Origin of the sequence: Burkholderia territorii (assembly GCF_001718335.1) — a bacterium.
Taxonomy (GTDB): Bacteria; Pseudomonadota; Gammaproteobacteria; order Burkholderiales; family Burkholderiaceae; genus Burkholderia; species Burkholderia territorii.
On sequence record NZ_CP013366.1, the window covers coordinates 1,127,720 to 1,149,009 of the forward strand.

At 66.5% G+C, this 21,290-nt stretch carries 23 protein-coding genes and 4 tRNA genes; 16 read left to right on the plus strand and 11 right to left on the minus strand.

Annotated elements, in window-relative coordinates:
• Window positions 1-120: 120 nt before the first annotated feature.
• The 6 genes from rnc (at window position 121) to nagZ (ending at window position 5,488) form a co-directional block, all read left to right on the plus strand.
• Complete coding sequence (gene rnc / locus WS51_RS15935) at window positions 121-1,374, plus strand: ribonuclease III (protein ID WP_069229432.1); 1,254 nt, start codon at window positions 121-123, stop codon at window positions 1,372-1,374.
• Window positions 1,375-1,434: 60 nt separating this feature from the next.
• Complete coding sequence (gene era, locus WS51_RS15940) at window positions 1,435-2,334, plus strand: GTPase Era (protein WP_041490532.1); 900 nt, start codon at window positions 1,435-1,437, stop codon at window positions 2,332-2,334.
• A complete protein-coding gene (gene recO / locus WS51_RS15945; protein WP_059447972.1) occupies window positions 2,321-3,160 on the plus strand; it encodes a DNA repair protein RecO in 840 nt (279 codons plus the stop codon). Before era ends, recO begins: the two co-directional genes overlap by 14 nt.
• Window positions 3,157-3,933 (plus strand): pyridoxine 5'-phosphate synthase, encoded by a 777-nt coding sequence (gene pdxJ, locus WS51_RS15950; protein WP_059447973.1) that lies wholly within the window; start codon window positions 3,157-3,159, stop codon window positions 3,931-3,933. The genes recO and pdxJ overlap by 4 nt, the downstream gene beginning before the upstream one ends.
• 69 nt (window positions 3,934-4,002) lie before the next feature.
• Window positions 4,003-4,443 carry a holo-ACP synthase gene (gene acpS, locus WS51_RS15955; RefSeq protein WP_059545210.1) on the plus strand — a complete coding sequence of 147 codons (441 nt, stop codon included), beginning with the start codon at window positions 4,003-4,005 and terminating at the stop codon, window positions 4,441-4,443.
• Window positions 4,444-4,459: 16 nt separating this feature from the next.
• Window positions 4,460-5,488: a beta-N-acetylhexosaminidase gene (gene nagZ / locus WS51_RS15960; RefSeq protein WP_060329784.1), complete on the plus strand. Its 1,029-nt coding sequence runs from the start codon at window positions 4,460-4,462 to the stop codon at window positions 5,486-5,488.
• Window positions 5,489-5,650: 162 nt separating this feature from the next.
• Here nagZ and WS51_RS15965 read toward each other — a convergent pair whose 3' ends face one another.
• From WS51_RS15965 to earP, 3 genes are all read right to left on the minus strand, one after another.
• The gene (locus WS51_RS15965) at window positions 5,651-7,036 is read right to left on the minus strand and encodes a sigma-54-dependent transcriptional regulator (protein WP_059447976.1); all 1,386 of its coding nucleotides are present in this window, start codon (window positions 7,034-7,036) and stop codon (window positions 5,651-5,653) included.
• Between the two features lie 277 nt (window positions 7,037-7,313).
• Window positions 7,314-7,871 (minus strand): elongation factor P, encoded by a 558-nt coding sequence (gene efp, locus WS51_RS15970; protein ID WP_034206788.1) that lies wholly within the window; start codon window positions 7,869-7,871, stop codon window positions 7,314-7,316.
• A 139-nt stretch (window positions 7,872-8,010) separates the two neighbouring features.
• Window positions 8,011-9,198, minus strand: a complete 1,188-nt coding sequence (gene earP / locus WS51_RS15975; protein ID WP_069229433.1) for an elongation factor P maturation arginine rhamnosyltransferase EarP — start codon at window positions 9,196-9,198, stop codon at window positions 8,011-8,013.
• Between the two features lie 76 nt (window positions 9,199-9,274).
• On the opposite strand from earP, the gene uvrC reads away from it, so the two are divergent.
• The 6 genes from uvrC to WS51_RS16005 all read left to right on the plus strand — a co-directional run bounded on the left by uvrC (window position 9,275) and on the right by WS51_RS16005 (window position 12,644).
• A complete protein-coding gene (gene uvrC / locus WS51_RS15980) occupies window positions 9,275-11,305 on the plus strand; it encodes an excinuclease ABC subunit UvrC (RefSeq protein ID WP_069229434.1) in 2,031 nt (676 codons plus the stop codon).
• Window positions 11,306-11,405: 100 nt separating this feature from the next.
• Window positions 11,406-11,993, plus strand: a complete 588-nt coding sequence (gene pgsA / locus WS51_RS15985; RefSeq protein ID WP_059447979.1) for a CDP-diacylglycerol--glycerol-3-phosphate 3-phosphatidyltransferase — start codon at window positions 11,406-11,408, stop codon at window positions 11,991-11,993.
• Between the two features lie 144 nt (window positions 11,994-12,137).
• A tRNA-Gly gene (locus WS51_RS15990) sits at window positions 12,138-12,213 on the plus strand.
• 52 nt (window positions 12,214-12,265) lie between these two features.
• Window positions 12,266-12,341: transfer RNA gene (locus tag WS51_RS15995), tRNA-Gly, on the plus strand.
• A gap of 51 nt (window positions 12,342-12,392) precedes the next feature.
• Window positions 12,393-12,468, plus strand: a tRNA-Gly gene (locus WS51_RS16000).
• Window positions 12,469-12,570: 102 nt separating this feature from the next.
• Window positions 12,571-12,644 (plus strand) — tRNA-Cys (locus WS51_RS16005).
• A gap of 80 nt (window positions 12,645-12,724) precedes the next feature.
• On the opposite strand, the gene WS51_RS16010 is transcribed toward WS51_RS16005, so the two are convergent.
• The 3 genes from WS51_RS16010 to WS51_RS16020 form a co-directional block, all read right to left on the minus strand.
• Complete coding sequence (locus WS51_RS16010) at window positions 12,725-13,273, minus strand: hypothetical protein (RefSeq protein ID WP_059447677.1); 549 nt, start codon at window positions 13,271-13,273, stop codon at window positions 12,725-12,727.
• Between the two features lie 216 nt (window positions 13,274-13,489).
• Window positions 13,490-14,038: a GNAT family N-acetyltransferase gene (locus tag WS51_RS16015; protein WP_059502852.1), complete on the minus strand. Its 549-nt coding sequence runs from the start codon at window positions 14,036-14,038 to the stop codon at window positions 13,490-13,492.
• Window positions 14,035-14,694, minus strand: coding sequence for a helix-turn-helix domain-containing protein (locus WS51_RS16020; protein WP_069229435.1), 660 nt, complete (start codon window positions 14,692-14,694; stop codon window positions 14,035-14,037). Before WS51_RS16020 ends, WS51_RS16015 begins: the two co-directional genes overlap by 4 nt.
• 158 nt (window positions 14,695-14,852) lie before the next feature.
• Here WS51_RS16020 and WS51_RS16025 point away from each other — a divergent pair, with 158 nt between their 5' ends.
• Complete coding sequence (locus WS51_RS16025; protein WP_059502848.1) at window positions 14,853-15,089, plus strand: ParD-like family protein; 237 nt, start codon at window positions 14,853-14,855, stop codon at window positions 15,087-15,089.
• Window positions 15,089-15,895, plus strand: a complete 807-nt coding sequence (map, locus tag WS51_RS16030) for a type I methionyl aminopeptidase (protein ID WP_059545221.1) — start codon at window positions 15,089-15,091, stop codon at window positions 15,893-15,895. Before WS51_RS16025 ends, map begins: the two co-directional genes overlap by 1 nt.
• Window positions 15,896-16,018: 123 nt before the next feature.
• Here the strand turns inward: map and WS51_RS16035 are convergent, their stop codons facing one another.
• Complete coding sequence (locus tag WS51_RS16035; RefSeq protein ID WP_059502844.1) at window positions 16,019-16,522, minus strand: GAF domain-containing protein; 504 nt, start codon at window positions 16,520-16,522, stop codon at window positions 16,019-16,021.
• 111 nt (window positions 16,523-16,633) lie between these two features.
• The gene (locus WS51_RS16040) at window positions 16,634-17,551 is read right to left on the minus strand and encodes a LysR family transcriptional regulator (RefSeq protein ID WP_059807278.1); all 918 of its coding nucleotides are present in this window, start codon (window positions 17,549-17,551) and stop codon (window positions 16,634-16,636) included.
• 111 nt (window positions 17,552-17,662) lie between these two features.
• Here WS51_RS16040 and WS51_RS16045 point away from each other — a divergent pair, with 111 nt between their 5' ends.
• Both WS51_RS16045 and WS51_RS16050 read left to right on the plus strand, forming a co-directional pair.
• The gene (locus WS51_RS16045) at window positions 17,663-18,529 is read left to right on the plus strand and encodes a pirin family protein (protein WP_059545227.1); all 867 of its coding nucleotides are present in this window, start codon (window positions 17,663-17,665) and stop codon (window positions 18,527-18,529) included.
• 126 nt (window positions 18,530-18,655) lie between these two features.
• Entirely contained in the window at window positions 18,656-19,147 is a 492-nt protein-coding gene (locus WS51_RS16050) for a GNAT family N-acetyltransferase (RefSeq protein WP_059447669.1), read from the plus strand.
• A gap of 12 nt (window positions 19,148-19,159) precedes the next feature.
• Here the strand turns inward: WS51_RS16050 and WS51_RS16055 are convergent, their stop codons facing one another.
• From WS51_RS16055 to WS51_RS16065, 3 genes are read right to left on the minus strand one after another with little or no spacing between them, the layout of a single operon-like run.
• Window positions 19,160-20,032: a cytochrome c oxidase assembly protein gene (locus WS51_RS16055; RefSeq protein ID WP_059545229.1), complete on the minus strand. Its 873-nt coding sequence runs from the start codon at window positions 20,030-20,032 to the stop codon at window positions 19,160-19,162.
• 10 nt (window positions 20,033-20,042) lie between these two features.
• A complete protein-coding gene (locus WS51_RS16060) occupies window positions 20,043-20,483 on the minus strand; it encodes a copper chaperone PCu(A)C (RefSeq protein ID WP_059545231.1) in 441 nt (146 codons plus the stop codon).
• Window positions 20,484-20,491: 8 nt separating this feature from the next.
• Window positions 20,492-21,136, minus strand: a complete 645-nt coding sequence (locus WS51_RS16065; RefSeq protein WP_059848641.1) for an SCO family protein — start codon at window positions 21,134-21,136, stop codon at window positions 20,492-20,494.
• Window positions 21,137-21,290: the final 154 nt, after the last annotated feature.

A 21,290-nucleotide genomic window follows, 5' to 3' on the forward strand; every position in this document is an offset into this window, starting at 1 on the left:
GGGCCGCGTCGCGTATTGCAGAACTACTTTAAGAACCGGCGGTAACACCGCCTCGTCACGCCTTTTCGCGTCCGGCCGTGCCGTTTCGGCCCGACCGGCGCCCGCGTTATACTCCTGCACATGCCCCTATCCCAGTTGGAAAGCCGGCTGCGCTACGAATTTCGCAATGCGGAATTGCTGCGCCAGGCTTTGACCCATCGCAGTCACAGTGCCACGCACAATGAACGGCTCGAGTTTCTCGGCGATTCCGTTCTGAATTGCGCGGTGGCTGCCCTTTTGTTCCAGCGTTTCAGCAAGCTGGACGAAGGCGACCTGTCGCGCGTGCGCGCCAATCTCGTCAAGCAACAGTCGCTCTACGAAATCGCTCAGGCCCTCAATATTTCGGAAGGATTGCGGCTGGGCGAGGGCGAATTGCGCAGCGGCGGCTTCCGTCGCCCGTCGATCCTCGCGGACGCGTTCGAAGCCATCATCGGGGCGGTATTCCTCGATGGCGGCTTCGAAGCCGCCCAAGGGGTCATCAAGCGCCTCTATATCCCGATTCTCGACCACATCGACCCGCGCACGCTCGGCAAGGATGCGAAGACGCTGCTACAGGAGTACCTGCAGGGGCACAAGATCGCGCTGCCGACCTACACGGTCGTCGCGACGCATGGTGCGGCGCACAATCAGCAGTTCGAAGTCGAATGCACGGTGCCGAAGCTCGACGTGAAGGTGTCGGGATCCGGCGCGAGCCGGCGCGCGGCCGAGCAGGCTGCCGCGAAGAAGGCGCTCGACGAGGTGCTGGTGGCCGCCCCGATGCTGGCCGCGAAGCCGAAGCGTTCGAAGAACGCACGCGGGTCGAAGCACGCCGAGCCCGAAATCGTGCCGGGCGTGAAGGGCGTGCAGGAAGCGCTCGATCTGCGTTCGCCGGAACGGAAGGAGCGCGCCGCGGCGCGTGACGCGAAGGCGGCGGCCGCGGCCGACGCCGGTGCGAACGCGGGCGAGCGGCCGACGCAGGCGCCGATGGCCGCGATTCGCGCGGCGCATGTGGAAACGGGCGCGGACAAGGCCGACCGGCCCGCGAAGCCGACGGCCGAGAAGGCGCCAGAGAAACCGTCGGATCGCAACGAAGCCGGCTCGCGCGCGGCGGACAAGTCGGGCGATCGCGCCGACAAGCCAGCGGAAGCCGCGCCCCGTGCAGCCGACAAGCAGGCGGGCCAGGCGGGCCAGGCGGTCGATCCTGCCGCGTCCGCCGACAAGCCTGCCGCCGGTTCCGACGCCGCTTCACGCGCGACGTCGCGCGCGCGCGACACAGCGGCGCCCGGCGCCGACGCGCCGCAGGGCGGCGCGAGCCTCGCTGCCGCGCAGGCGCGCGTGGCCGATGCCGATCACTGAATTGCCCATCGATCGTGCCGCGCGCCGCGCGGCCGTTTCCGAACCTGTCTCCCAAACGATATGAACACTCCCGCTCCTACCGGTTTCCGTTGCGGCATGATCGCGATCGTGGGCCGTCCGAACGTCGGCAAGTCGACGTTGATGAACGCACTCGTCGGCCAGAAGATCAGCATCACGTCGCGCAAGGCGCAAACGACCCGCCATCGCATCACCGGCATCAACACGTTCGACGACGCGCAATTCGTGTTCGTCGACACGCCCGGGTTCCAGACTCGTCACAGCACCGCGCTGAACCGCTCGCTGAACCGCGCGGTCACGTCGACGCTCACGTCGGTCGACGTGATCCTGTTCGTGATCGAGGCCGGCCGCTTCGGGCCCGACGACCAGAAGGTGCTCGACCTGATCCCGCCCGGCATGCCGACGCTGCTGATCGCGAACAAGATCGATCGCGTCGCCGACAAGGCGACGCTGTTCCCGTTCATGCAGCAGATGAGCGGGTTGCGCGAATTCACCGAGCTCGTGCCGTTGTCGGCACAGCGGCCGGAAGACATCAAGCGACTGCTGGACACAATCAAGCCGTACCTGCCGGAAGGCGAGCCGATCTACGGCGAGGACGAACTGACCGACCGCAGCTCGCGCTTCCTCGCGGCCGAAATCCTGCGCGAGAAAGTGTTCCGCTGGACCGGCGACGAGCTGCCGTATACGAGCACCGTGCTGATCGACAAGTTCGAGGAGGAAGGGCGTCTGAAGCGTATCTTCGCGACGATTCTCGTCGAGCGCGATTCGCACAAGGCGATGGTGATCGGCAAGAAGGGCGAGAAGCTCAAGCAGATCAGCACCGAGGCGCGGATGGACATGGAGAAACTGTTCGACGGCCCCGTGTACCTCGAGACCTTCGTGAAGGTGAAGAGCGGGTGGGCCGACAACGAGGCAGGGCTGCGCGCCTATGGGTACGAATGACGCACTGACGTCGACCGAAGACGCGGTGACCGCCGGCGCGAACGACGCGCCGTTGCCGGCACCGCCCGAACCGCCGCGTCGCAAGGCGCGGCGCGCGACGTCTCGCACGTCCGATTTCCGCGTCTCCGAGCAGCCGGCATTCGTGCTGCACAGCTATCCGTATCGGGAAACGAGCCTGATCATCGACGTGCTCACGCGCGACCACGGCCGGCTCGCGCTCGTCGCGAAGGGTGCGAAGCGCCCGCACTCCGCGCTGCGCGGCGTGCTGCAGACGTTCCAGCCGCTGCTGCTGTCCTGGTCGGGCAAATCCGAAGTACGCACGCTGACGGGTGCCGAATGGGTCGGCGGGATGCTCCCGCTCGGCGGCGACGGGCTTCTATGCGGCTTCTACGCGAACGAGCTGCTCGTGAAATTCTGCGCGCGCGAGGATCCGCAGCCGCCGCTCTTCAATCATTACGTGCTGACGCTCACGCGCCTTGCGCACGGCGAACCCGCGGTGCAAGTGCTGCGTTCGTTCGAGCGTGTGCTGCTGCGCGAGACGGGCTATGCGATGGCGCTGAACCGCACGGTCGCGCGCCGTGCGGTCGAGCCGGATCGCCATTACGTGTTCGATCCCGAGCGCGGCGTGCGCAATGCGGACGACGACGTACCGTCGCACTGGCCGGTGATTACCGGACAAACGTTGCTCGACATGGAGCAGGACGATTACCATCGAGCCCAGACGGTCGCGCAAAGCAAGACGCTGATGCGCTTCCTGCTGAACACCTATCTCGGCGGTACGCCGCTTGCCACGCGTCAGATCCTGATCGACCTGCAAAACCTATGAGTTTCTTCCTGACAACGCCCACCGCCATCGATCTCGGCGTGAACATCGACCACGTCGCGACGCTGCGCAATGCGCGCGGCACGACCTATCCCGATCCGATCCGCGCGGCGCTCGCCGCAGAAGAGGCCGGCGCGGATGCGATCACGCTGCATCTGCGCGAAGACCGCCGCCACATCGTCGATGCCGACGTGCGCAAGCTTCGTCCGCTGCTGAAGACGCGGATGAACCTCGAATGCGCGGTGACGGCCGAGATGCTCGACATCGCATGCGAAGTGCGCCCGCACGACGCGTGCCTCGTGCCCGAGAAGCGCGAGGAGCTGACGACCGAAGGCGGTCTCGACGTGGCCGGCCGCTTCGAGGCCGTGCGCGCGGCATGCAGGCAGCTCGCCGACGCCGGCGTGCGCGTGTCGCTGTTCATCGATCCGGACGAGACGCAGATCCGCGCCGCGCACGAAGCCGGCGCGCCCGTGGTCGAACTACACACCGGACGCTATGCCGATGCGCACGACGAGGCCGAGCAGCAACGCGAATACGAACGCATCGTCGCGGGCGTGCAGGCGGGCGCGCAACTGGGCCTGAAGGTCAATGCCGGCCACGGCCTGCATTACACGAACGTGCAGCAGATCGCCGCGATCGACGGCATCGTCGAGCTGAACATCGGCCATGCGATCGTCGCGCACGCGATCTTCGCCGGCTGGGACAACGCGGTGCGCGAGATGAAGGCGATCATGGTCGCCGCACGCGTCGCCGCGCTGCACGGCGGCGCGCGTTGACGATGCGTGGCATGCGCGCGTGCGTCGCTTGCTGCCCGGCACCGTTCGCGCATCACGGCGGGCGGTGAAATGGCGATCTACGGCATCGGCACCGACATCGTGCAGGTGAGCCGCATCGCGGCCGTGCTCGAGCGCACGGGCGGCCGGTTCGCCGAAAAGGTGCTCGGCCCCGACGAGCTGCGCGTGTTCCATGCGCGCCGTGCGCGCTCGGAGGCGCGCGGCATCGCGTTTCTCGCGACGCGCTTTTCCGCGAAGGAAGCGTTCTCGAAGGCGATCGGGCTCGGCATGCACTGGCCGATGACATGGCGCGCGCTGCAGACGCTCAACCAGCGCAGCGGCGAACCGTACGTCGTCGCGTCGGGCGAGCTCGCCGACTGGCTTGCCGCGCGCGGCATCACGGCGCGCGTGACGGTCAGCGACGAACGCGACTACGCAGTGTCGTTCGTGGTCGCCGAGACCGATGCCGCGCCGCCGCCTGCACCCGCAGCTGTTTCCCGAACCACTCCCTGACGGACTTCCCGATTCGATGAAAACGACTCCCGGCCCGGTCATGCTCGACGTCGTCGGCACGGCCCTGTCGCGCGATGACGCGCGCCGCCTCGCGCATCCGAACACCGGCGGCGTGATCCTGTTCGCGCGGCATTTCCAGAACCGCGCGCAACTGACCGCGCTGACCGATTCGATCCGCGCGGTGCGCGAGGACATCCTGATCGCCGTCGATCATGAAGGCGGCCGCGTGCAGCGCTTCCGCACCGACGGCTTCACCGTGCTGCCGGCGATGCGCCGTCTCGGCGAGCTGTGGGACCGCGACGTGCTGCTCGCGACGAAAGTCGCGACCGCTGTCGGCTACATCCTGGCCGCCGAGTTGCGCGCATGCGGGATCGACATGAGCTTCACGCCGGTGCTCGATCTCGATTACGGGCACTCGAAGGTGATCGGTGATCGCGCGTTCCACCGCGACCCGCGCGTCGTCACGCTGCTCGCGAAAAGCCTGAACCACGGGCTGTCGCTCGCTGGAATGGCGAACTGCGGCAAGCATTTTCCCGGGCACGGCTTCGCGGAAGCCGATTCGCACGTCGCACTGCCGACCGACGACCGGCCGCTCGACGCGATCCTCGAACAGGACGTCGCCCCGTATGACTGGCTTGGCCTGTCGCTGTCCGCGGTGATCCCCGCGCACGTGATCTACACGCAGGTCGACAAGCAGCCCGCGGGCTTCTCGCGCGTGTGGCTGCAGGACATCCTGCGCGGACGGCTCGGCTTCACCGGTGCGATCTTCAGCGACGATCTGTCGATGGAGGCAGCGCGCGAAGGCGGCACGCTCACGCAAGCGGCCGACGCAGCACTCGCCGCCGGCTGCGACATGGTCCTGGTGTGCAACCAGCCGGACGCCGCCGAGGTCGTGCTGAACGGGTTGAAGGCACAGGCGTCGGCCGATTCGGTGCGGCGCATCAAGCGGATGCGGGCACGCGGCAAGCCGCTCAAGTGGGACAAGCTGATCGTGCAACCCGAGTATCTGCAGGCGCAGGCACTGCTGCGCAGCGCACTGGCTTGAATGGAGAAGGGCGGCTCGATGTCGCCGTTCCCGGGGCCGAAAACAAAAAGCCGCGCTTCTGCGCGGCTTTTTGTTTTTCCATCGGTGCAGTGCGGAGCGACGCGACGTGATTTTACGCAACTAACCGTCAAATCTCGCCGATACCCCGAACAACTGCGGCGGTCAGTTCACCTTCATCCGCTGCAGCTTGTTGTACAGCGTCTTGGGGCTGATGCCGAGCAGCGTCGCCGCCCGATGGCGCGTGCCGCCGACTGCGTCGAGCGTCGCACGGATCAGGAGGTCCTCGACGTCGGACAGCGGCGTGCCGACCTTGATCTGCACGCTGCTGCCGTTCAACGCGGCGCCGGCCGCGAAGCTCGCTTCGCCCGCGCGCAGCGTTTCGACGAAATCGCCTGACGCGTCGTAGGCGAAACGCACGCGCTCCTGCAATTCGCGCACGTTGCCGGGCCATTCGTAGGACAGGCATTCGCGCACGAAGCCCGGTGCCGCCCGCTTGTCGGTCGTGCTGCGGCCGGTGGCGCGCGCTTCGCGGTTGAGTTCGTCGATGAGCGCGTCCGCGATGGCGAGCGCATCGCCGTCGCGCTCGCGCAGCGGCGGCATCGTAATCGATGCCGCATCGAGGCGCAGCCACAGATCCTCGCGCAGCGTGCCGTTCGCGACGGCCTCGCGGGCCGGGCGGCGCGTGGTCGCGATCAGCCGGAAGTCGCTCGCGATCGAGCTCGTACCGCCGATGCGCATGAAGTTCTGCGAATCGAGCGCATGCAGCAGTGCCTCCTGCAGCACGAGCGGCAGCGCGGTGATCTCGTCGAGGAACAGCGTGCCGCCGCCGGCCTGTTCGAACAGGCCCGATTCGCGCCGCTCGGCGCCGTCGAACGCGCCGCGTTCATGGCCGAACAGCACGCTGTCGAGCGACGCGCCGTGGCGCCCGGCATGCGCGATCGTACGGCAGTCGAACGACACGAACGGCCCCTTGCGGCGCCGGCTCAGGTCGTGCAGCGTGCGCGCGGCGAGTTTCTTGCCGGTGCCGGCTTCGCCGGTGAACAGGACGGCCGTCTCGGTGCCGGCATTGTGCTCGATCATGTCGTACACGTGCTGCATCGCCTCGCTGCGGCCCACCAGTGCGCCGAAACGGCCCAGTTGGCGCAGCGACGCGCGCAGCGTCCGCACTTGATCGATCAGTTCGTACGGACGTGGAATCCGGGCCAGCAGGCTGCGCAGGCGCGGGATGTTGATCGGCTTCAGCAGGTAGTCCCAGATGCCGTGACGCAGGCCTTCGATCGCGCTTTCGACCGTCGCGTTGCCCGTCAACACGATCACCGGCAGCGAGCCGTTCGGCTGCTGCTGCGGCAGATGCTGGAGCAGGTCGAATCCACTGCCGTCCGGCAGGTTCAGGTCGACCAGGACGACATCGGGAATCGAGCGGCCGAGCGCCGTGCGCGCTTCGGCGAGCGATGTGGCCGTGTCGACCGAGAAGCCGTCCGCGGCGAGCAGGGCGGTCAGGCCGGACAGACTGTTGGGATCGTCTTCGACAATCAGGGCGTGTGGCATGGTGGACGCGAGTCGAGTCAGGAGAGGCGGGCTGTCGGCCATCGAGCCCGCCGCAGCCGCATGTCAGTGTCAGATTAAAAACTGATTTTATGCCCCGCCGAACGCCTGACGTGCATTATTTCTCTGCCGATATAAAACAGTTACCGATGATACAAATTGAATACCTTTAGTGCTGGATTTTGTGTTGTTCATGGTGGCGGCACACCGGCGCTGTTGGCCGCAGGCAAACAAAAAGCGCCCCGAAGGGCGCTTTGTTCGATCCGCAAATCGCAGGCGATTACGCGCGGCTGCGATATTCGTTCGTACGCGTATCGATTTCGATCTTGTCGCCGGTATTGCAGAACAGCGGCACTTGCAGTTCGAAGCCCGTTGCGAGCTTGGCGTTCTTCAGGACCTTGCCCGACGACGTGTCGCCCTTGACGGCCGGTTCCGTGTAGGTGATCTCGCGAACCAGGATCGTCGGCAGTTCGACCGAGATCGCCTTCTCGTTGTAGAACACGACTTCGCAAGCCATGCCGTCTTCGAGGTAGTTCAGCGCTTCGCCCATCATTTCCGCTTCGACTTCGTACTGGTTGTAGTCGGCATCCATGAACACGTACATCGGATCTGCGAAGTACGAGTACGTCACTTCCTTGCGGTCGAGCACGACGACGTCGAACTTGTCGTCAGCCTTGTAGACCGATTCCTGGCCTGCGTTCGTCAGCAGGTTCTTCATCTTCATCTTGACGACGGCGGCGTTACGGCCCGACTTGTTGTATTCCGTCTTTGCGATGACCCATGCGTCGCTGCCGATCTGCACGACGTTGCCTACGCGGAGTTCCTGTGCGGTCTTCATAAAAAACTGTCCTGATCCAATCAAATAAATAGGTGCCTGAGCGTTGCACAACGGCTGACGGCGCAAGCGCGGGGGCGTTCCGGTGGGTGCCAGGTGCCCTGAACGCGAGCGCTTGCGTGGTCAGCCGTCGGATAACCGCTTATTTTAACTGAGATTTTGCGTATTCCGCCAGCTTTCCGGCGAGATCGCCGACGCCCGCCAGCGCGTCGGCCCAGCATGCCGCGTTGGCGTCCAGCGCGGCACGGTGTTGCAGCAAATCGGCCCAGTCGGGCGTGCCGCGCCCGTTCCACGCGTGCCAGAAGCGCGCGAGCGCCGCCCGCGGCGCGTCGGCGAGGCCAGCCGACAGGTGCGCGAGCGCGGCGTCGAGCTTCGGCAGGTGGGCATCGTCGGCCTGCGGATAGATGTGCCACACGAATGGCTTGCGCGCCCATTGCGCGCGGACGAACGAATCCTCGCCGCGCACGAAGTTGACGTCGGCCACCCACAGCAGCGCGTCATAGTCGGCCTGCGGGACGAACGCGAGCCCGTAAGCGGTCAGGTTGCCGGTGTGCGCGCGCGCGCCGGCGCCGAACGCTTCGACCCCGAAGAAACGGGCGACGGCCGGCGATATGCGGCCGGCAGGTACGAGCGCGACGACGGGCGACGGGCCGTCGCGCCACTGAGTGAGCAGCGCGTCGACGACCGGATTCTCGTAGGCGAACAGGCTGACGACCGTCGTGCCGGGCGCCGGCGGCGCATCGCCCGTTGCCTGCCGCCACCACGCGGCGCGTGCTGCCGCGTCGGTTTCGAAGGCCGTGCGGCGTGCGTCGAGGTCGCGTTCCTTGAGTACCCCGCCCGTGCCGGCCGACAGCCCGGGGAAGAAGAACGTCTTCAGCAGCGGGTAGCGCGGATGCGGCGACGGTCGCAAATGGAAATCGGCGACCCAGTCCTCGGCGCTCAGGTATTCGAGATTGATCCACACGGGGCGGCGCGCGCGGCGCGCCATCGCCGCGAGATACGCGCCCGGCAGCTCGCACGCGAATGCCTCGATCACGACGTCGGCGATCTCCAGCGCATCGCCGACTTTCGCGTGCCAGTGTTCGATCACGATGCCATCGAGCGTCTGCCGCGCGGCACCGGGATCGACCGCCGGCAACAGTCGCGCGAACGTGCGCAGGTCGTCGATGAAAAGGCGTACCTGCCAGCCGTGCTCGTGCGAAAGCTGGCGCGCGAGGCGCCAGCACACGCCGATGTCGCCGAAGTTGTCGATCACGGTGCAGAAGAGGTCGCACGCGATCGGTTCGTCGGGGGCGAGCGGTGCAGGGGAGGCGGGGGCAGTGCGGGGCATCGAAGCGGGCCGGTGAATGCTCTAAACTGACGATTCTAATGGACCCGTTCCGCGCCACAAGGCACCCGGATCACGCATGACATCCCCAGAAGCCGCCGACATCCCGTTCGAACCCAAGAAGATCCTCGCGCAATTGCCGCACATGCCGGGCGTCTACCGCTACTACGACGCGGCGGGCGCCGTGCTTTACGTCGGCAAGGCGCGCGACCTCAAGAAGCGCGTATCGAGCTATTTCACGAAGACGCAGTTGTCGCCGCGCATCGCGATGATGGTCACGCGCATCGCACGCATCGAGACCACCGTCACGCGCTCGGAGGCCGAGGCGCTGCTGCTCGAGAACAATCTGATCAAGGCGCTCGCGCCGCGCTACAACATCCTGTTTCGCGACGACAAGTCGTATCCGTACCTGAAGCTCACCGCGCACCGTTTTCCGCGCATGGCGTATTACCGCGGCTCGGTCGACAAGCAGAACCAGTACTTCGGGCCATTCCCGAGTGCATGGGCCGTGCGCGAGAGCATCCAGATCCTGCAGCGCGTGTTCCAGCTGCGCACCTGCGAGGATTCGGTGTTCAACAACCGCACGCGGCCCTGCCTGCTGCATCAGATCGGGCGCTGCACGGCGCCGTGCGTCGGCGCGATTTCCGAGGACGACTACGCGATCGACGTGTCGAATGCGGCGCGGTTTCTGCTCGGCCGGCAGTCGGAGGTGATGAAGGAGCTCGAGCAGAAGATGCACGCGTTCGCGGCCGAGCTGAAGTTCGAGCAGGCGGCCGCGGTGCGCAACCAGATGAGCTCGCTCGCGACGGTGCTGCATCAGCAGGCGATCGAGGTCGGCAGCGACAGCGACGTCGACATCCTGGCGGTCGTCGCGCAGGGCGGACGCGTGTGCGTGAACCTGGCGATGGTGCGCGGCGGCCGCCATCTCGGCGACAAGGCCTATTTCCCGACGCACGTCGAAAGTGCGCTGACGCTTGCCGAAGGCGGGCTCGGCGACGAAGCCGATGTGCAGGACGTTGCCGACGAAGCCGCCGCGGCGTTGCCCGATCGGCCGGCGGAGGACGCTGCTGCCGCGCGCGATGCGGTGGCGTCGGTGGAGGCCGAGGTGCTCGATGCATTCATCGCGCAGCACTATCTCGGCAATCGCGTGCCGCCCGTGCTGGTCGTGAGCCATGCGCCCGCGAGCCGCGACCTGCTCGAATTGCTGTCCGAGCAGGCCGGTCACAAGGTGTCGCTGGTACGGCAGCCGCAGGGGCAGCGGCGCGCGTGGCTGTCGATGGCCGAGCAGAACGCGCAGATCGCGCTCGCACGGCTGCTGTCCGAGCAGGGCTCGCAGCAGGCGCGCACGCGCGCGCTCGCGGAGACGCTCGGCTTCGAAGGCGACGACCTTGCAACGCTGCGGATCGAATGTTTCGACATCAGCCACACGATGGGCGAGGCGACACAGGCGTCGTGCGTCGTCTATCACCATCACAAGATGCAGTCGGGCGAATATCGTCGCTACAACATCACGGGCATCACGCCGGGCGACGATTACGCGGCCATGCGGCAGGTGCTGACGCGCCGCTACGAGAAGATGGTCGAGCAGGCCGCGCAGGCGGCGGCCGCCGACGACGCGGCCGGCATCGACGGCGAATCCGCGCGCAAGGCCGAAGCATCGAGCCTGCTGCCGACTATCGTGCTGATCGACGGCGGCAAGGGGCAGGTCGAGATCGCGCGGCAGGTGTTCACCGAACTCGGGCTCGACACGTCGATGCTGGTCGGCGTCGCGAAGGGCGAGGGGCGCAAGGTCGGCCTCGAGACGCTCGTATTCGCGGACGGCCGCGCGCCGCTCGAACTCGGCAAAGAGAGTGCCGCGCTGATGCTCGTCGCGCAGATCCGCGACGAAGCGCACCGTTTCGCGATCACCGGAATGCGCGCGAAGCGGGCGAAGGCGCGCCAGACCTCGCGGCTCGAGGAACTCGAAGGGGTCGGTGCGAAACGTCGGCAGCGATTGCTCGCGCGGTTCGGCGGGCTGCGCGGCGTGGTTGCCGCGAGCGTGGAGGAACTGGCGAGCGTCGAGGGCATCTCGCACGCACTCGCCGAGCAGATCTACAAGCAGCTGCACTGAAGCGGCCGTGCGGTCGGTGGCTCATGCACGCGGTTCTCGCGTTCTTGTGGCAGGCCGGTCGACACGGCACAATTGCGAATCCTTTACTGACCCGCATGCCATGCCGTTCAATTTCCCGATTTTCCTGACGTGGGTACGGATCGTGCTGATTCCGCTCGTCGTCGGCGTGTTCTATCTGCCGGACACGGTGATGGGCGGCGCGCACCGCAACCTCGCGGCGGCGGCGATCTTCATTCTCGCGGCGCTCACCGACTGGTTCGACGGGTTTCTCGCCCGCAAGTGGAACCAGACGTCGTCGTTCGGCGCGTTCCTCGATCCGGTCGCGGACAAGCTGATGGTGACCGCCGCGTTGCTGATCCTCGTGCAGATCGCGCGGGTCGATGCGGCGATCGCGCTCGTGATCGTCGGCCGCGAGATCGCGATCTCGGCGCTGCGCGAGTGGATGGCGCAGATCGGGGCGTCGAAGAGCGTCGCGGTGAACCAGCTCGGCAAGTTCAAGACCGCGTGCCAGATGGTCGCGATTCCGATGCTGCTGTACTACGGCCCGCTGCCGCTCGGCATCGCGACGATCGACACGCGCGTGTGGGGCGAGTGGCTGATGTATCTCGCGGCGGTGCTGACGATCTGGTCGATGCTGTACTACATGAAGCTCGCGTGGCCGCAGATTCGCGAGCGCGGCGGCGCGTGACCGCCTCGGCACGGTGGGCAGCGCAGGTTTTTGGAAAAAGGGCTGGAAAAGCCCTTGACATACGAATGTGCCTTCGACATAATCTCGCTTCTCCGCTGCACGACGAAGTAAGTGTGTGACGGGGAAGCAGTAGCGTAGCAATACGCGGGAGTAGCTCAGTTGGTAGAGCGCAACCTTGCCAAGGTTGAGGTCGCGAGTTCGAGACTCGTCTCCCGCTCCAGATTTTTTCTGGCAGCGTGTTGTACGGCAAAGCGCTGCAGATGCAGGACGATGCGGGAGTAGCTCAGTTGGTAGAGCGCAACCTTGCCAAGGTTGAGGTCGCGAGTTCGAGACTCGTCTCCCGCTCCAGATTTTTCTGGCAGCGTGTTGTATGGCAAAGCGCTGCAGATGCAGGACGATGCGGGAGTAGCTCAGTTGGTAGAGCGCAACCTTGCCAAGGTTGAGGTCGCGAGTTCGAGACTCGTCTCCCGCTCCAAGTCATGGGGAAGCCGCGCTTCCCTTTTTATTTGATGGGCCGACGGTCCTCGAATAAACGAATCTGTCACTTGCCTCCGTGGCATCCGGACAGTCCGCTTTTGGCGCGATAGCAAAGCGGTTATGCAGCGGCCTGCAAAGCCGTTTAGGCCGGTTCGACTCCGGCTCGCGCCTCCAGGTAGGAAAAGAAAAGCCCCGCTTCGGCGGGGCTTTTCTTTTTTGCGGCTCGTCCTGGAAATTCGATCTGCTGGCGCCACTCAGATGACCCGCCAGAAAATTGTGATCGGCCAGCTATTCTCACCCTCGCCCAACGTGATGGTGTCTTCCTCGAAAGCGTGATTGCGCATCGATTCCGCGGCTTCGACGCTGAAGCAAACTGCGATCACCATCTTGATCGCATCGGCATATTGCGGCTTCACCCAACGAAGCTTTTCGATGTCGTCGCCAACTTCGTCGAAGAATTTGTGGGGTACAGTCTGTCGCCCCTGTAGTGCGGAGTGGAAGAGGGATTCCGCCTTCAGTTCGATGCAAATCGCTTTGCCAAGCGGAGGGCGGATCAGGATGTCGACGTTTTGATGCGGATCCTGGTAGATCGCCTGTTCGCACTCCACGGTCGGGGTGCCGGGAAGCTCGCGAAATTTGCTCGACAGCCAGAGCTTCAGTACGTTCTCCCAGCCGCCTTTTTCGAGAAAGTAATCCACGGGCTCGGGCGTCCGGCGGTATTGAGTGAGCGTGCTTCTTTCAACAAGCGCGCCTTCCGCCCAACCGATGATCGTTTTGGGCGCGATATCCTGAGGCTGGTACATGGCCGTTCTCCTTCATTGAATGTGACGAATGAAGCGGTTGACCGGGGGATGCGGTCATGCCCGCTCGCACATTCTCGGAATGTCGCTGAGGGAGAGCCATAGAGCAGAAGTCACCCCGCGAACGTCATGCTCGTGGCGACTCCCTGTCCGATCGCGGAGAGGACAGTGGCGGAAGGAGACGGTGCGACAGGTCAGCTGCCCGAACGGCACCGCCGGTCAGCCGTCGACCGGCTGCGACGGCGTGTCGAGCGTCAACTGATAGAACGCCGCATCGAGCCAGCGGCCGAACTTGAAGCCCGCCTCGGTGATCGTGCCGGAGTGCACGAAGCCGAGCCGCGTATGCAGCGCGACACTGCCGCCGTTGGTCGCGTCGATGCAGCCGACCAGCACGTGCACGCCAGCTTCGCGCGCACGCCGGATCAACTCGCGCAGCAGCAACTCGCCGAGGCCGCGGCCGCGATGGTCGCGATGGACGTAGACGCTGTGTTCGACCGTGTACTTGAACGCCGGGAACGCGCGGAACGTGCCCCAGCTCGCGAAGCCGACCAGCGTGCCCGATTCGTCGACCGCGCCGACGACCGGAAACCCGTTGGCGCGCTTCGTCGCGAACCACGTGACCATCGCTTCCGGCGGCCGCGGCCGGTAGTCGTACAGCGCGGTCGAGTTCACGATCGCGTCGTTCAGGATCTCGAGGATGGCCGCCGCATGCTCGGCCTCGCTGCAATCGATCAGGCGCACGTCGTCGCGCGGTGTCGGGGGATTCATGCGGGCTCCTGCGCCTGTCGGCCTTGAATGGATGGCACACCTCGCGCGCCGACGGCGGCGGGGGCGTCGCAGATCGCGACGACATAGCGCGCGGCGTGCGACGAAGGGTTGCTGAAAACAAGCGGCTGATCGACGCGCATGGCCAGACAGTCGCCTTCGTGCAGTTCGTGACGTTGCTCGCCGAACGTGATGTCGACGCGCCCGCTGACGACCCACACCTGTTGATGCAGCGCGCTTTCGCGCCCGCCGGAGTCGTATGCGACGCGCGCGCCGGCCGGGAAATCGACCTCGACGAGCTGGATCGGCGACGGCCAGCCCGGCGGCGACAGATTGCGCCGCACGTACCCGGACGCCGGATCGCGCCATTCCGCCTGCTGCGCACGCCGCACCAGCGGCTGGGCGGGCGCGTCGTCGCGATCGCCGGCGAACAGCGCGGCCAGCGATACACCGAGACCGGCCGCGAGCTTGTCGAGCACGACGGCGGTCGGGCTTGCCGACGCGCGCTCGATGAGCGAGATCATCGAACGGCTGACGCCGGAACGCGCGGCGAGCGCATCGAGCGTGTAGCCTCGCAGCATGCGCAGATCGCGCACGCGCCGGGCGATGCGTTCATTGATGCCGGTATCGTCGGCGGGGGCGCGAGCTGATTCTTGCATGATGGATTTATTGTCCAGCAAGCTGGAATTCGATGTCAACGGGGAAACCGTCCTGTCGCGGTCCCGGCTCGATGATTCCGAGCGCGCTCAGATGCTTGCCCAGCGCTCCGTGCGAGCGTAATATACGAAACGACTACATTTCGTTTAATTAGAGACATATGGGAATCATCAAGATATCCGAGCACATGCACGAACGGCTGCGCTCGACCAGTACCGCGCTGAGCCGTTCGATCAACGCGCAGGCGGAGCACTGGCTGCGCGTCGGGATGCTGGCGGAGCTCAATCCGTCGCTGTCCTACGGCGATATCTGCCGGATGCTGATCGAGAGTGAAGCGCGGGGCAGCGATGCCGGTCCGACGGAGTCGGTCGCCCACGGCATCGAGCAGGTGGCGTGATGGCAAGACGCGAAATCCCGATCCGCGGTGCCGCGGAAATCGCCCGCTCGCGCGAAGCCGCGAAGCTCGCGTCCCAGGTGCTCACGATGATCGCCGAGCACGTGAAGCCGGGCGTCACGACGGATGAACTGGACGCGCGCTGCCGCGAATACATCGTCGACGAACTCGGCGCCATTCCGGCGAACATCGGCTACCACGGTTATCCGAAAACGCTGTGCACGTCGGTCAACCACGTGGTCTGTCACGGCATTCCGTCGTCGCGCCCGATGCGCGACGGCGATATCGTGAATCTCGACATCGCGGTGATCAAGGACGGCTGGTTCGGCGACACGAGCCGCATGTACTTCGTCGGCGAGCCGGGCGAACTGGCGCGGCGCCTCGTCGCGACGACCTACGAGGCGATGCACGCGGGCATCGGCGCGGTTCGTCCGGGCGCGACGCTCGGCGACGTCGGCTATGCGATCCAGCAGGTCGCGCACCGTGAGGGGTTCAGCGTGGTCCGCGAGTACTGCGGCCACGGGATCGGCGACGTCTATCACGACGAGCCGCAGGTGCTGCACTATGGCCGCCCGGGCACCGGCGTGCCGCTGCGACCGGGGATGATCTTCACGATCGAGCCGATGCTGAATGCGGGCAAGCGCGATACGCGCGTGCTGGCCGATGGCTGGACGGTCGTCACGAAGGATCACTCGTTGTCGGCGCAATGGGAGCACATGGTCGTCGTGACGGAGCAGGGCGTCGAGATCCTGTCGGACGACGTGAAGCCGCCGGCGTTCGCGCCGCTGTCCGGCACGCACGCGGCCTGACAGGCGGCGTGCCGCCCAGGGCGGCGCAATGAAATGAAAAGGCGCCGTCATGGCGCCTTTTTCATCCGGAGTCGCGCGGCCGACCCGCGACGTCACGCGGCCCGATCACGGTTCAATCACGGCTCAACCGCGCGCCTTCTGCCACGCATGTTCGACGAATACGCGGCACAGCGCTTCCATCCCGTTGCGGTCTTCGTCATCGAAGCGGGCGGCCACGGGGCTGTCGACGTCCCACACGCCGATCAGCGTGCCGTCGGCGGCTACCAGCGGTACGACGATTTCCGATTCCGACGCGGCATCGCAGGCGATATGGCCGGGGAATGCGTGCACGTCGCGCACGACCTGCGTCTCGCGGGTCTGCGCCGCCGTGCCGCACACGCCCTTGCCGAGCGCGATCCGCACGCACGCGGGCTTGCCCTGGAACGGCCCGACCACGAGTTCCGTCCCGTCGAAGAAATAGAAGCCGGCCCAGTTCAGGCGGTCGAGCGAGTGATAGACGAGCGCCGAGAAGTTCGCGGCGTTCGCGATCAGGTCGCGTTCCGATTCGACGAGCGCGCGTGCTTGCTCGACGAGCGTCGCATAGAGTTCGGCCTTGGAGGCGTGAGGGTCGGTGGACAGCGTGAACATGGCTGAAATGCGAAAAGGGTTGTGAAGGGCGGGTTGTGAAAAGCGCGATGCGCGTCCCGCAGTCTACGGCACGCGCGGCGCGTTTGCAGCGCGTGGCGCGCGCGCCGTCGCTCAATCGGGCTCCAGTCCGGCGAACCGCTCGGCCAGGAAATCGAGCAGCGCGCGTACCGCGGGCAGCAACCCGCGCCGCGAGGCAAACACCGCGTGCACGATTTCGCGGCGCGGCGCCCAGTCCGGCAGCACGGTCGCCAGTTCGCCGCGCGCGACTTCATCGCGCACCATCATCGTCGGCAACTGCACGATGCCCACGCCCGCGACAGCCGCTGCGCGCAGCGCGAGCATGCCGCCCGTCACGAGCCGGGGCTGGTGGTGGATTTCCGCCTGCGCGCCGTCGGGGCCGCGCAGCCGCCACACGTGCGCGGCTTGCGGCACGCCGTGATCGAGGCTCGGCAAGCGTGTCAGGTCGGCGGGCACGGCCGGCACACCATGCTCGCGCAGCAACGCGGGGCTGGCGACGAGACACTGCCCGCGCTCGGCCAGCACGCGCAGCGCGAGATCGCTGTCCTCGAGCGGTGGCGGCCGTACGCGGATCGCGACGTCGATGCCTTCGCCCACCACGTCGACGCGCCGGTTGGTCGCTTCCAGATGAATCTCGACACGCGGGCACGCGACCATGAACGCGGCGATCATCGCGCCGACCAATGAATCGAGCAGCACGACCGGGCAACTGACCCGCACGATGCCGCGCGGCTCCTCGTGCAGCAGCGCGATCGCCTCGTCGGCGGCGTCCGCTTCGACGAGCATCGCGCGGCAATGCGCGTAATAGGTCTGGCCGACGTCCGTGACCGTGAAGCGGCGTGTCGAGCGCTGGATCAGCCGCATGCCGAGCCGCGCTTCGAGCAGCGCGATGCGGCGGCTCAGCTTCGATTTCGGCATGTTGAGCGCGCGCCCGGCCGGCGCGAAGCCTCCGTGCTCGACCACCTGCACGAAGTAGTAGAGATCGTTCAGATCCCGGTCGTTATCGTTCATGAAATAGAACGCTGAGTGCGATTTTGGCAGTCTACCGGATCGATCGTTCCACCTCTATATTCCTCCTCAGGATGCGAAACACGTGTTTCGCCGCAATTCGGAGAAGGCAAAATGAAGAAGATCCAGGGTGTGTACAGTGCGCCGCGCGGCCATTGGGTCGGCGACGGTTTCCCGGTGCGTTCGATGTTCAGCTATCAGTCTCATGGCACGCACCTGAGCCCGTTCCTGCTGCTCGACTACGCCGGTCCCGTGAACTTCGAGCCGGCTTCGACGCCGCGCGGCGTGGGGCAGCACCCGCACCGCGGCTTCGAAACGGTGACGATCGTCTATGACGGCGAGGTCGCACACCGCGACTCGACCGGCGCGGGCGGCGTGATCGGCCCGGGCGACGTGCAATGGATGACGGCCGCGAGCGGGATCCTGCACGAGGAATTCCACTCGGAAGCGTTCACGAAGCGCGGCGGTCCGCTCGAGATGGTGCAGCTGTGGGTGAACCTGCCCGCCGCCGACAAGATGGGCGCGCCCGGTTACCAGACGCTGCTGGACGCGGACATCCCGGTGGTCGAACTGCCGGACGGCGCAGGCCGCGCGCGGATCATCGCGGGCGAGTTCGACGGGCGGCGCGGGCCGGCCCGCACCCACACGCCGATCGACGTGTGGGACGTGCGGCTTGCGGCAGGCGGCCGTGCACGGTTCCCGATCGCCGAAGGCCGGACGCTCGCGGTGGTCGTGCTGAGCGGGACATTGCTCGTGAACGGCGAGACGGTGGCCCGCGAAGCGCAGTTCGTGCAACTGAGCCGCGACGGCCGCGACGTCGAGATCGAAGCGAACGGCGACGCGAAGCTGCTGATTTTGAGCGGCGAGCCGATCGATGAGCCGGTGGTCGGTTACGGGCCGTTCGTGATGAACTCGCAAGAGGAGATCCGCACCGCGATCGACGATTTCAACGGCGGCCGCTTCGGCCGGATGCCGGCGTAACGGAAGGCCCCGCGCAATGCGGGGCTTTTTTTCGTGTACGGAGCGGCGGCACGCGTGCCGCGTGCGCTTCGAGGCATAATCGACGGTTGCCGCGCGCCGGCCGGCGCGCTCGAATCAGGACCGACCATGAACGCTTCCGCACCTGCCGCCTCCGTGCGCGCCGACGATCTCGACTGGCGCTGGAAATTCTTCGACGCGCTGACCGCGCGTGAACTCTATTCGATCCTCGACGCGCGCAGCGCCGTGTTCGTCGTCGAGCAGAACTGCGTGTATCGCGACATCGATGGCGCGGATCACGACGCGTGGCACCTGGCCGCGTACGATCCGGAGGGCCGCCTCGCCGGCTATCTGCGCGTACTGCTACCGGATGCGCAGCACACCGACGTGCGCATCGGCCGCGTGCTGACGACCGCGCCGTTTCGCGGCGCGGGCCTCGGCAACGCGCTGCTGTCGCGCGCGCTCGAGCACATCCGTGCGCAGTGGCCGGACGCGCAGGTGAGCCTGCATGCGCAGGCCCATCTGCAGCGCTTCTACGGGGCGTTCGGTTTCACGCCGAGCTCGGACGTGCACGACGAGGACGGGATCCCGCACGTGTGGATGACCGGCACGCGCGGTTGACGCGCCGCGCGGTCAGTGGGCGGCGCGCGTCGCCGGCCGGTTTTGCGCACGCCGGGCGGCCGCCCGTTCGTCGATCAGACGGCCGCGCGCCGACAGCCTTAGCCAATGCCGCAGCGCGATCAGCGCGCCGATCACGCTCATCATCGAACCGGGAATCCACAGCAGCAGGCCGCCGATCTGCTGGTCGCGCAGCGGGCTGAGCCACGTGAATGCGCGCCCGCAGATCGAGTAGATCGGATACAGCTCGTGCGGCGTGAAGAAGATCAGCGCGCCGAGCGCGATCTGCGGCGGGATCGCCGCGACGACGATCAGGATCCGGCGCCCCGGTGAGAGCCGCGCCGGCGGCGCGGGGCGCGGATCGACGACGAGCCACCAGAACAGCAACCCGTCGATCACCATGCTCCAGTTCATCACGCGATACAGGCGCCAGTCGAGCATCGCGATGAAGTGGATCGGCGACAGCAGCCAGAAATAGATCAGCCCGACGAACAGCACGACCGCGACGACCGGATGGAACACCACGTCCAGCGTCGCGCGCACGGGCGCCCACGCGAGCGCGGGGCGCACGAAGCGCTGCCGCCAGCGAAACGGTATGCCCGCGCGGATCGCCGCGCCCGGATAGGCCAGCGCGATGAAGAACGGCCCGAGGTGATGCAGCACGAGATGCTGCGCGCGGTGCATGAAGAACTCGTGTTCGAAGAAGTAGTCGAGCCGCGTATGCAGCGCGATGTAGAGCGCCGTCAGCCCGAGCCAGAACGAGAACTGCCGCAGCGGCGACACCTTCGCCTTCTTCACGCCGCGCGCGAACAGCACGGCGGCCGCCAGCACCGCGATGACGACGGTCGGCGACGGTTCCCACGGATCGAGCCAGTACAGGACGTTCATCGCGCGCGCATCACTTCGCCTGGGCCGGCGACTTCACGGCGAACGGCGTGTCGACCGTCTCGCCGTCGGAGAACTTCAGACGCAGGCGCACGGTGTCGCCGGGCTTGATCGCGTGCTTCGGCTCCTCGAGCATGAAGTGATAGCCGCCCGGCGCGATATCGACCTTGCCGCGCGCGGGAATCGTCAGCTTGTCGACCATCTCCATCTTCTGCGTCGAGCCGTTCGACACGGTCTGGTGCAGCATTGCCATTCCGTAGTCGGGGCTGTCGACGTCGACGAGATCGATCGGCTTGTCGCTCGTGTTGACGAGCGTCACGTAGCCGCCCGCGGGCAGCTTGTTCGGCAGCCAGCGCACCCATGCATTCTGCGCGGTGATCGCGCCGGCGGCATAGGCGTGCGCGCCGGTGCACAGCGCGGCGAGGAGGGCGAATGTCTTGAGGGTCGTCTTCATGTCGGAGTTCAGGTGGGGGAGGCAGTGTCGATGATGCGGCGCACGTCGGCGGCGATGGCATCGGGCGAATCGCGGTCGGTGGCGAGCAGGCGCGCGCGGCCGTTCGCATCGAAGATGTAGACGGCCGAGCTGTGCGTCACCTCGTAGCCGCCGGACGGATCGCGTTTTTCCATCTGGTACGCGACGCGATAGCGCTTCGCGAGCGATTCGATCTGCCCGTCGGTGCCGGTCAGGCCGCGCGCGTGCGCGGCGTCGAACGCGGCGACGTACGACTGCATCGCCTGCGGCGTGTCGCGCGCCGGATCGACCGACACGAACAGGATGCGCGCGTCGTTCGCCTGCGGGCCGAGCTTCGCGAGCACCTCCATCAGCCGGGCCATCGTTTCGGGGCAGACGTCCGGGCAGTGCGTATAGCCGAAGTAGACGAGCGCGACGCGGCCGCGAAACGCGTTCGCGTCGACCGGATGGCCGTCGCCGCCGGTGAGTGTGAACGACAGGTCGGGCAGGTGGCCGGTGACGTTGGTCAGGTGCCAGCTCGGCTCGTCGTGCGTGCATGCGGCGAGCGCGACGGCGGCGCTCAGCGCCGCGGCGGTGCGGACGAAGCGGGTCAGGCTGAAGAGGCGCCGGTGCGGCGCGGGACGGGCAGACGACATCCAGGGGCTCGATCGGACGGAACGGTCGTCGGCCGGCGCGGCGCCATGCGTCGCGCGGCCGGCGGTTGCCGACTGTAGCGCAATTCCCGCGCCTGCGTCCTTTCGAAACCCGTACGGCACGGGCGAACGGGGCAATATGTCGCAGTCGACGCGC

Excerpts from the sequence above, each read along its gene's own strand:
- rnc (WP_069229432.1), top strand. The coding sequence starts at position 121 with ATGCCCCTATCCCAGTTGGAAAGCCGGCTGCGCTACGAATTTCGCAAT.
- era (WP_041490532.1), top strand. The coding sequence starts at position 1,435 with ATGAACACTCCCGCTCCTACCGGTTTCCGTTGCGGCATGATCGCGATC.
- recO (WP_059447972.1), top strand. The coding sequence starts at position 2,321 with ATGGGTACGAATGACGCACTGACGTCGACCGAAGACGCGGTGACCGCC.
- pdxJ (WP_059447973.1), top strand. The coding sequence starts at position 3,157 with ATGAGTTTCTTCCTGACAACGCCCACCGCCATCGATCTCGGCGTGAAC.
- acpS (WP_059545210.1), top strand. The coding sequence starts at position 4,003 with ATGGCGATCTACGGCATCGGCACCGACATCGTGCAGGTGAGCCGCATC.
- nagZ (WP_060329784.1), top strand. The coding sequence starts at position 4,460 with ATGAAAACGACTCCCGGCCCGGTCATGCTCGACGTCGTCGGCACGGCC.
- WS51_RS15965 (WP_059447976.1), bottom strand. The coding sequence starts at position 7,036 with ATGCCACACGCCCTGATTGTCGAAGACGATCCCAACAGTCTGTCCGGC.
- efp (WP_034206788.1), bottom strand. The coding sequence starts at position 7,871 with ATGAAGACCGCACAGGAACTCCGCGTAGGCAACGTCGTGCAGATCGGC.
- earP (WP_069229433.1), bottom strand. The coding sequence starts at position 9,198 with ATGCCCCGCACTGCCCCCGCCTCCCCTGCACCGCTCGCCCCCGACGAA.
- uvrC (WP_069229434.1), top strand. The coding sequence starts at position 9,275 with ATGACATCCCCAGAAGCCGCCGACATCCCGTTCGAACCCAAGAAGATC.
- pgsA (WP_059447979.1), top strand. The coding sequence starts at position 11,406 with ATGCCGTTCAATTTCCCGATTTTCCTGACGTGGGTACGGATCGTGCTG.
- WS51_RS16010 (WP_059447677.1), bottom strand. The coding sequence starts at position 13,273 with ATGTACCAGCCTCAGGATATCGCGCCCAAAACGATCATCGGTTGGGCG.
- WS51_RS16015 (WP_059502852.1), bottom strand. The coding sequence starts at position 14,038 with ATGAATCCCCCGACACCGCGCGACGACGTGCGCCTGATCGATTGCAGC.
- WS51_RS16020 (WP_069229435.1), bottom strand. The coding sequence starts at position 14,694 with ATGCAAGAATCAGCTCGCGCCCCCGCCGACGATACCGGCATCAATGAA.
- WS51_RS16025 (WP_059502848.1), top strand. The coding sequence starts at position 14,853 with ATGGGAATCATCAAGATATCCGAGCACATGCACGAACGGCTGCGCTCG.
- map (WP_059545221.1), top strand. The coding sequence starts at position 15,089 with ATGGCAAGACGCGAAATCCCGATCCGCGGTGCCGCGGAAATCGCCCGC.
- WS51_RS16035 (WP_059502844.1), bottom strand. The coding sequence starts at position 16,522 with ATGTTCACGCTGTCCACCGACCCTCACGCCTCCAAGGCCGAACTCTAT.
- WS51_RS16040 (WP_059807278.1), bottom strand. The coding sequence starts at position 17,551 with ATGAACGATAACGACCGGGATCTGAACGATCTCTACTACTTCGTGCAG.
- WS51_RS16045 (WP_059545227.1), top strand. The coding sequence starts at position 17,663 with ATGAAGAAGATCCAGGGTGTGTACAGTGCGCCGCGCGGCCATTGGGTC.
- WS51_RS16050 (WP_059447669.1), top strand. The coding sequence starts at position 18,656 with ATGAACGCTTCCGCACCTGCCGCCTCCGTGCGCGCCGACGATCTCGAC.
- WS51_RS16055 (WP_059545229.1), bottom strand. The coding sequence starts at position 20,032 with ATGAACGTCCTGTACTGGCTCGATCCGTGGGAACCGTCGCCGACCGTC.
- WS51_RS16060 (WP_059545231.1), bottom strand. The coding sequence starts at position 20,483 with ATGAAGACGACCCTCAAGACATTCGCCCTCCTCGCCGCGCTGTGCACC.
- WS51_RS16065 (WP_059848641.1), bottom strand. The coding sequence starts at position 21,136 with ATGTCGTCTGCCCGTCCCGCGCCGCACCGGCGCCTCTTCAGCCTGACC.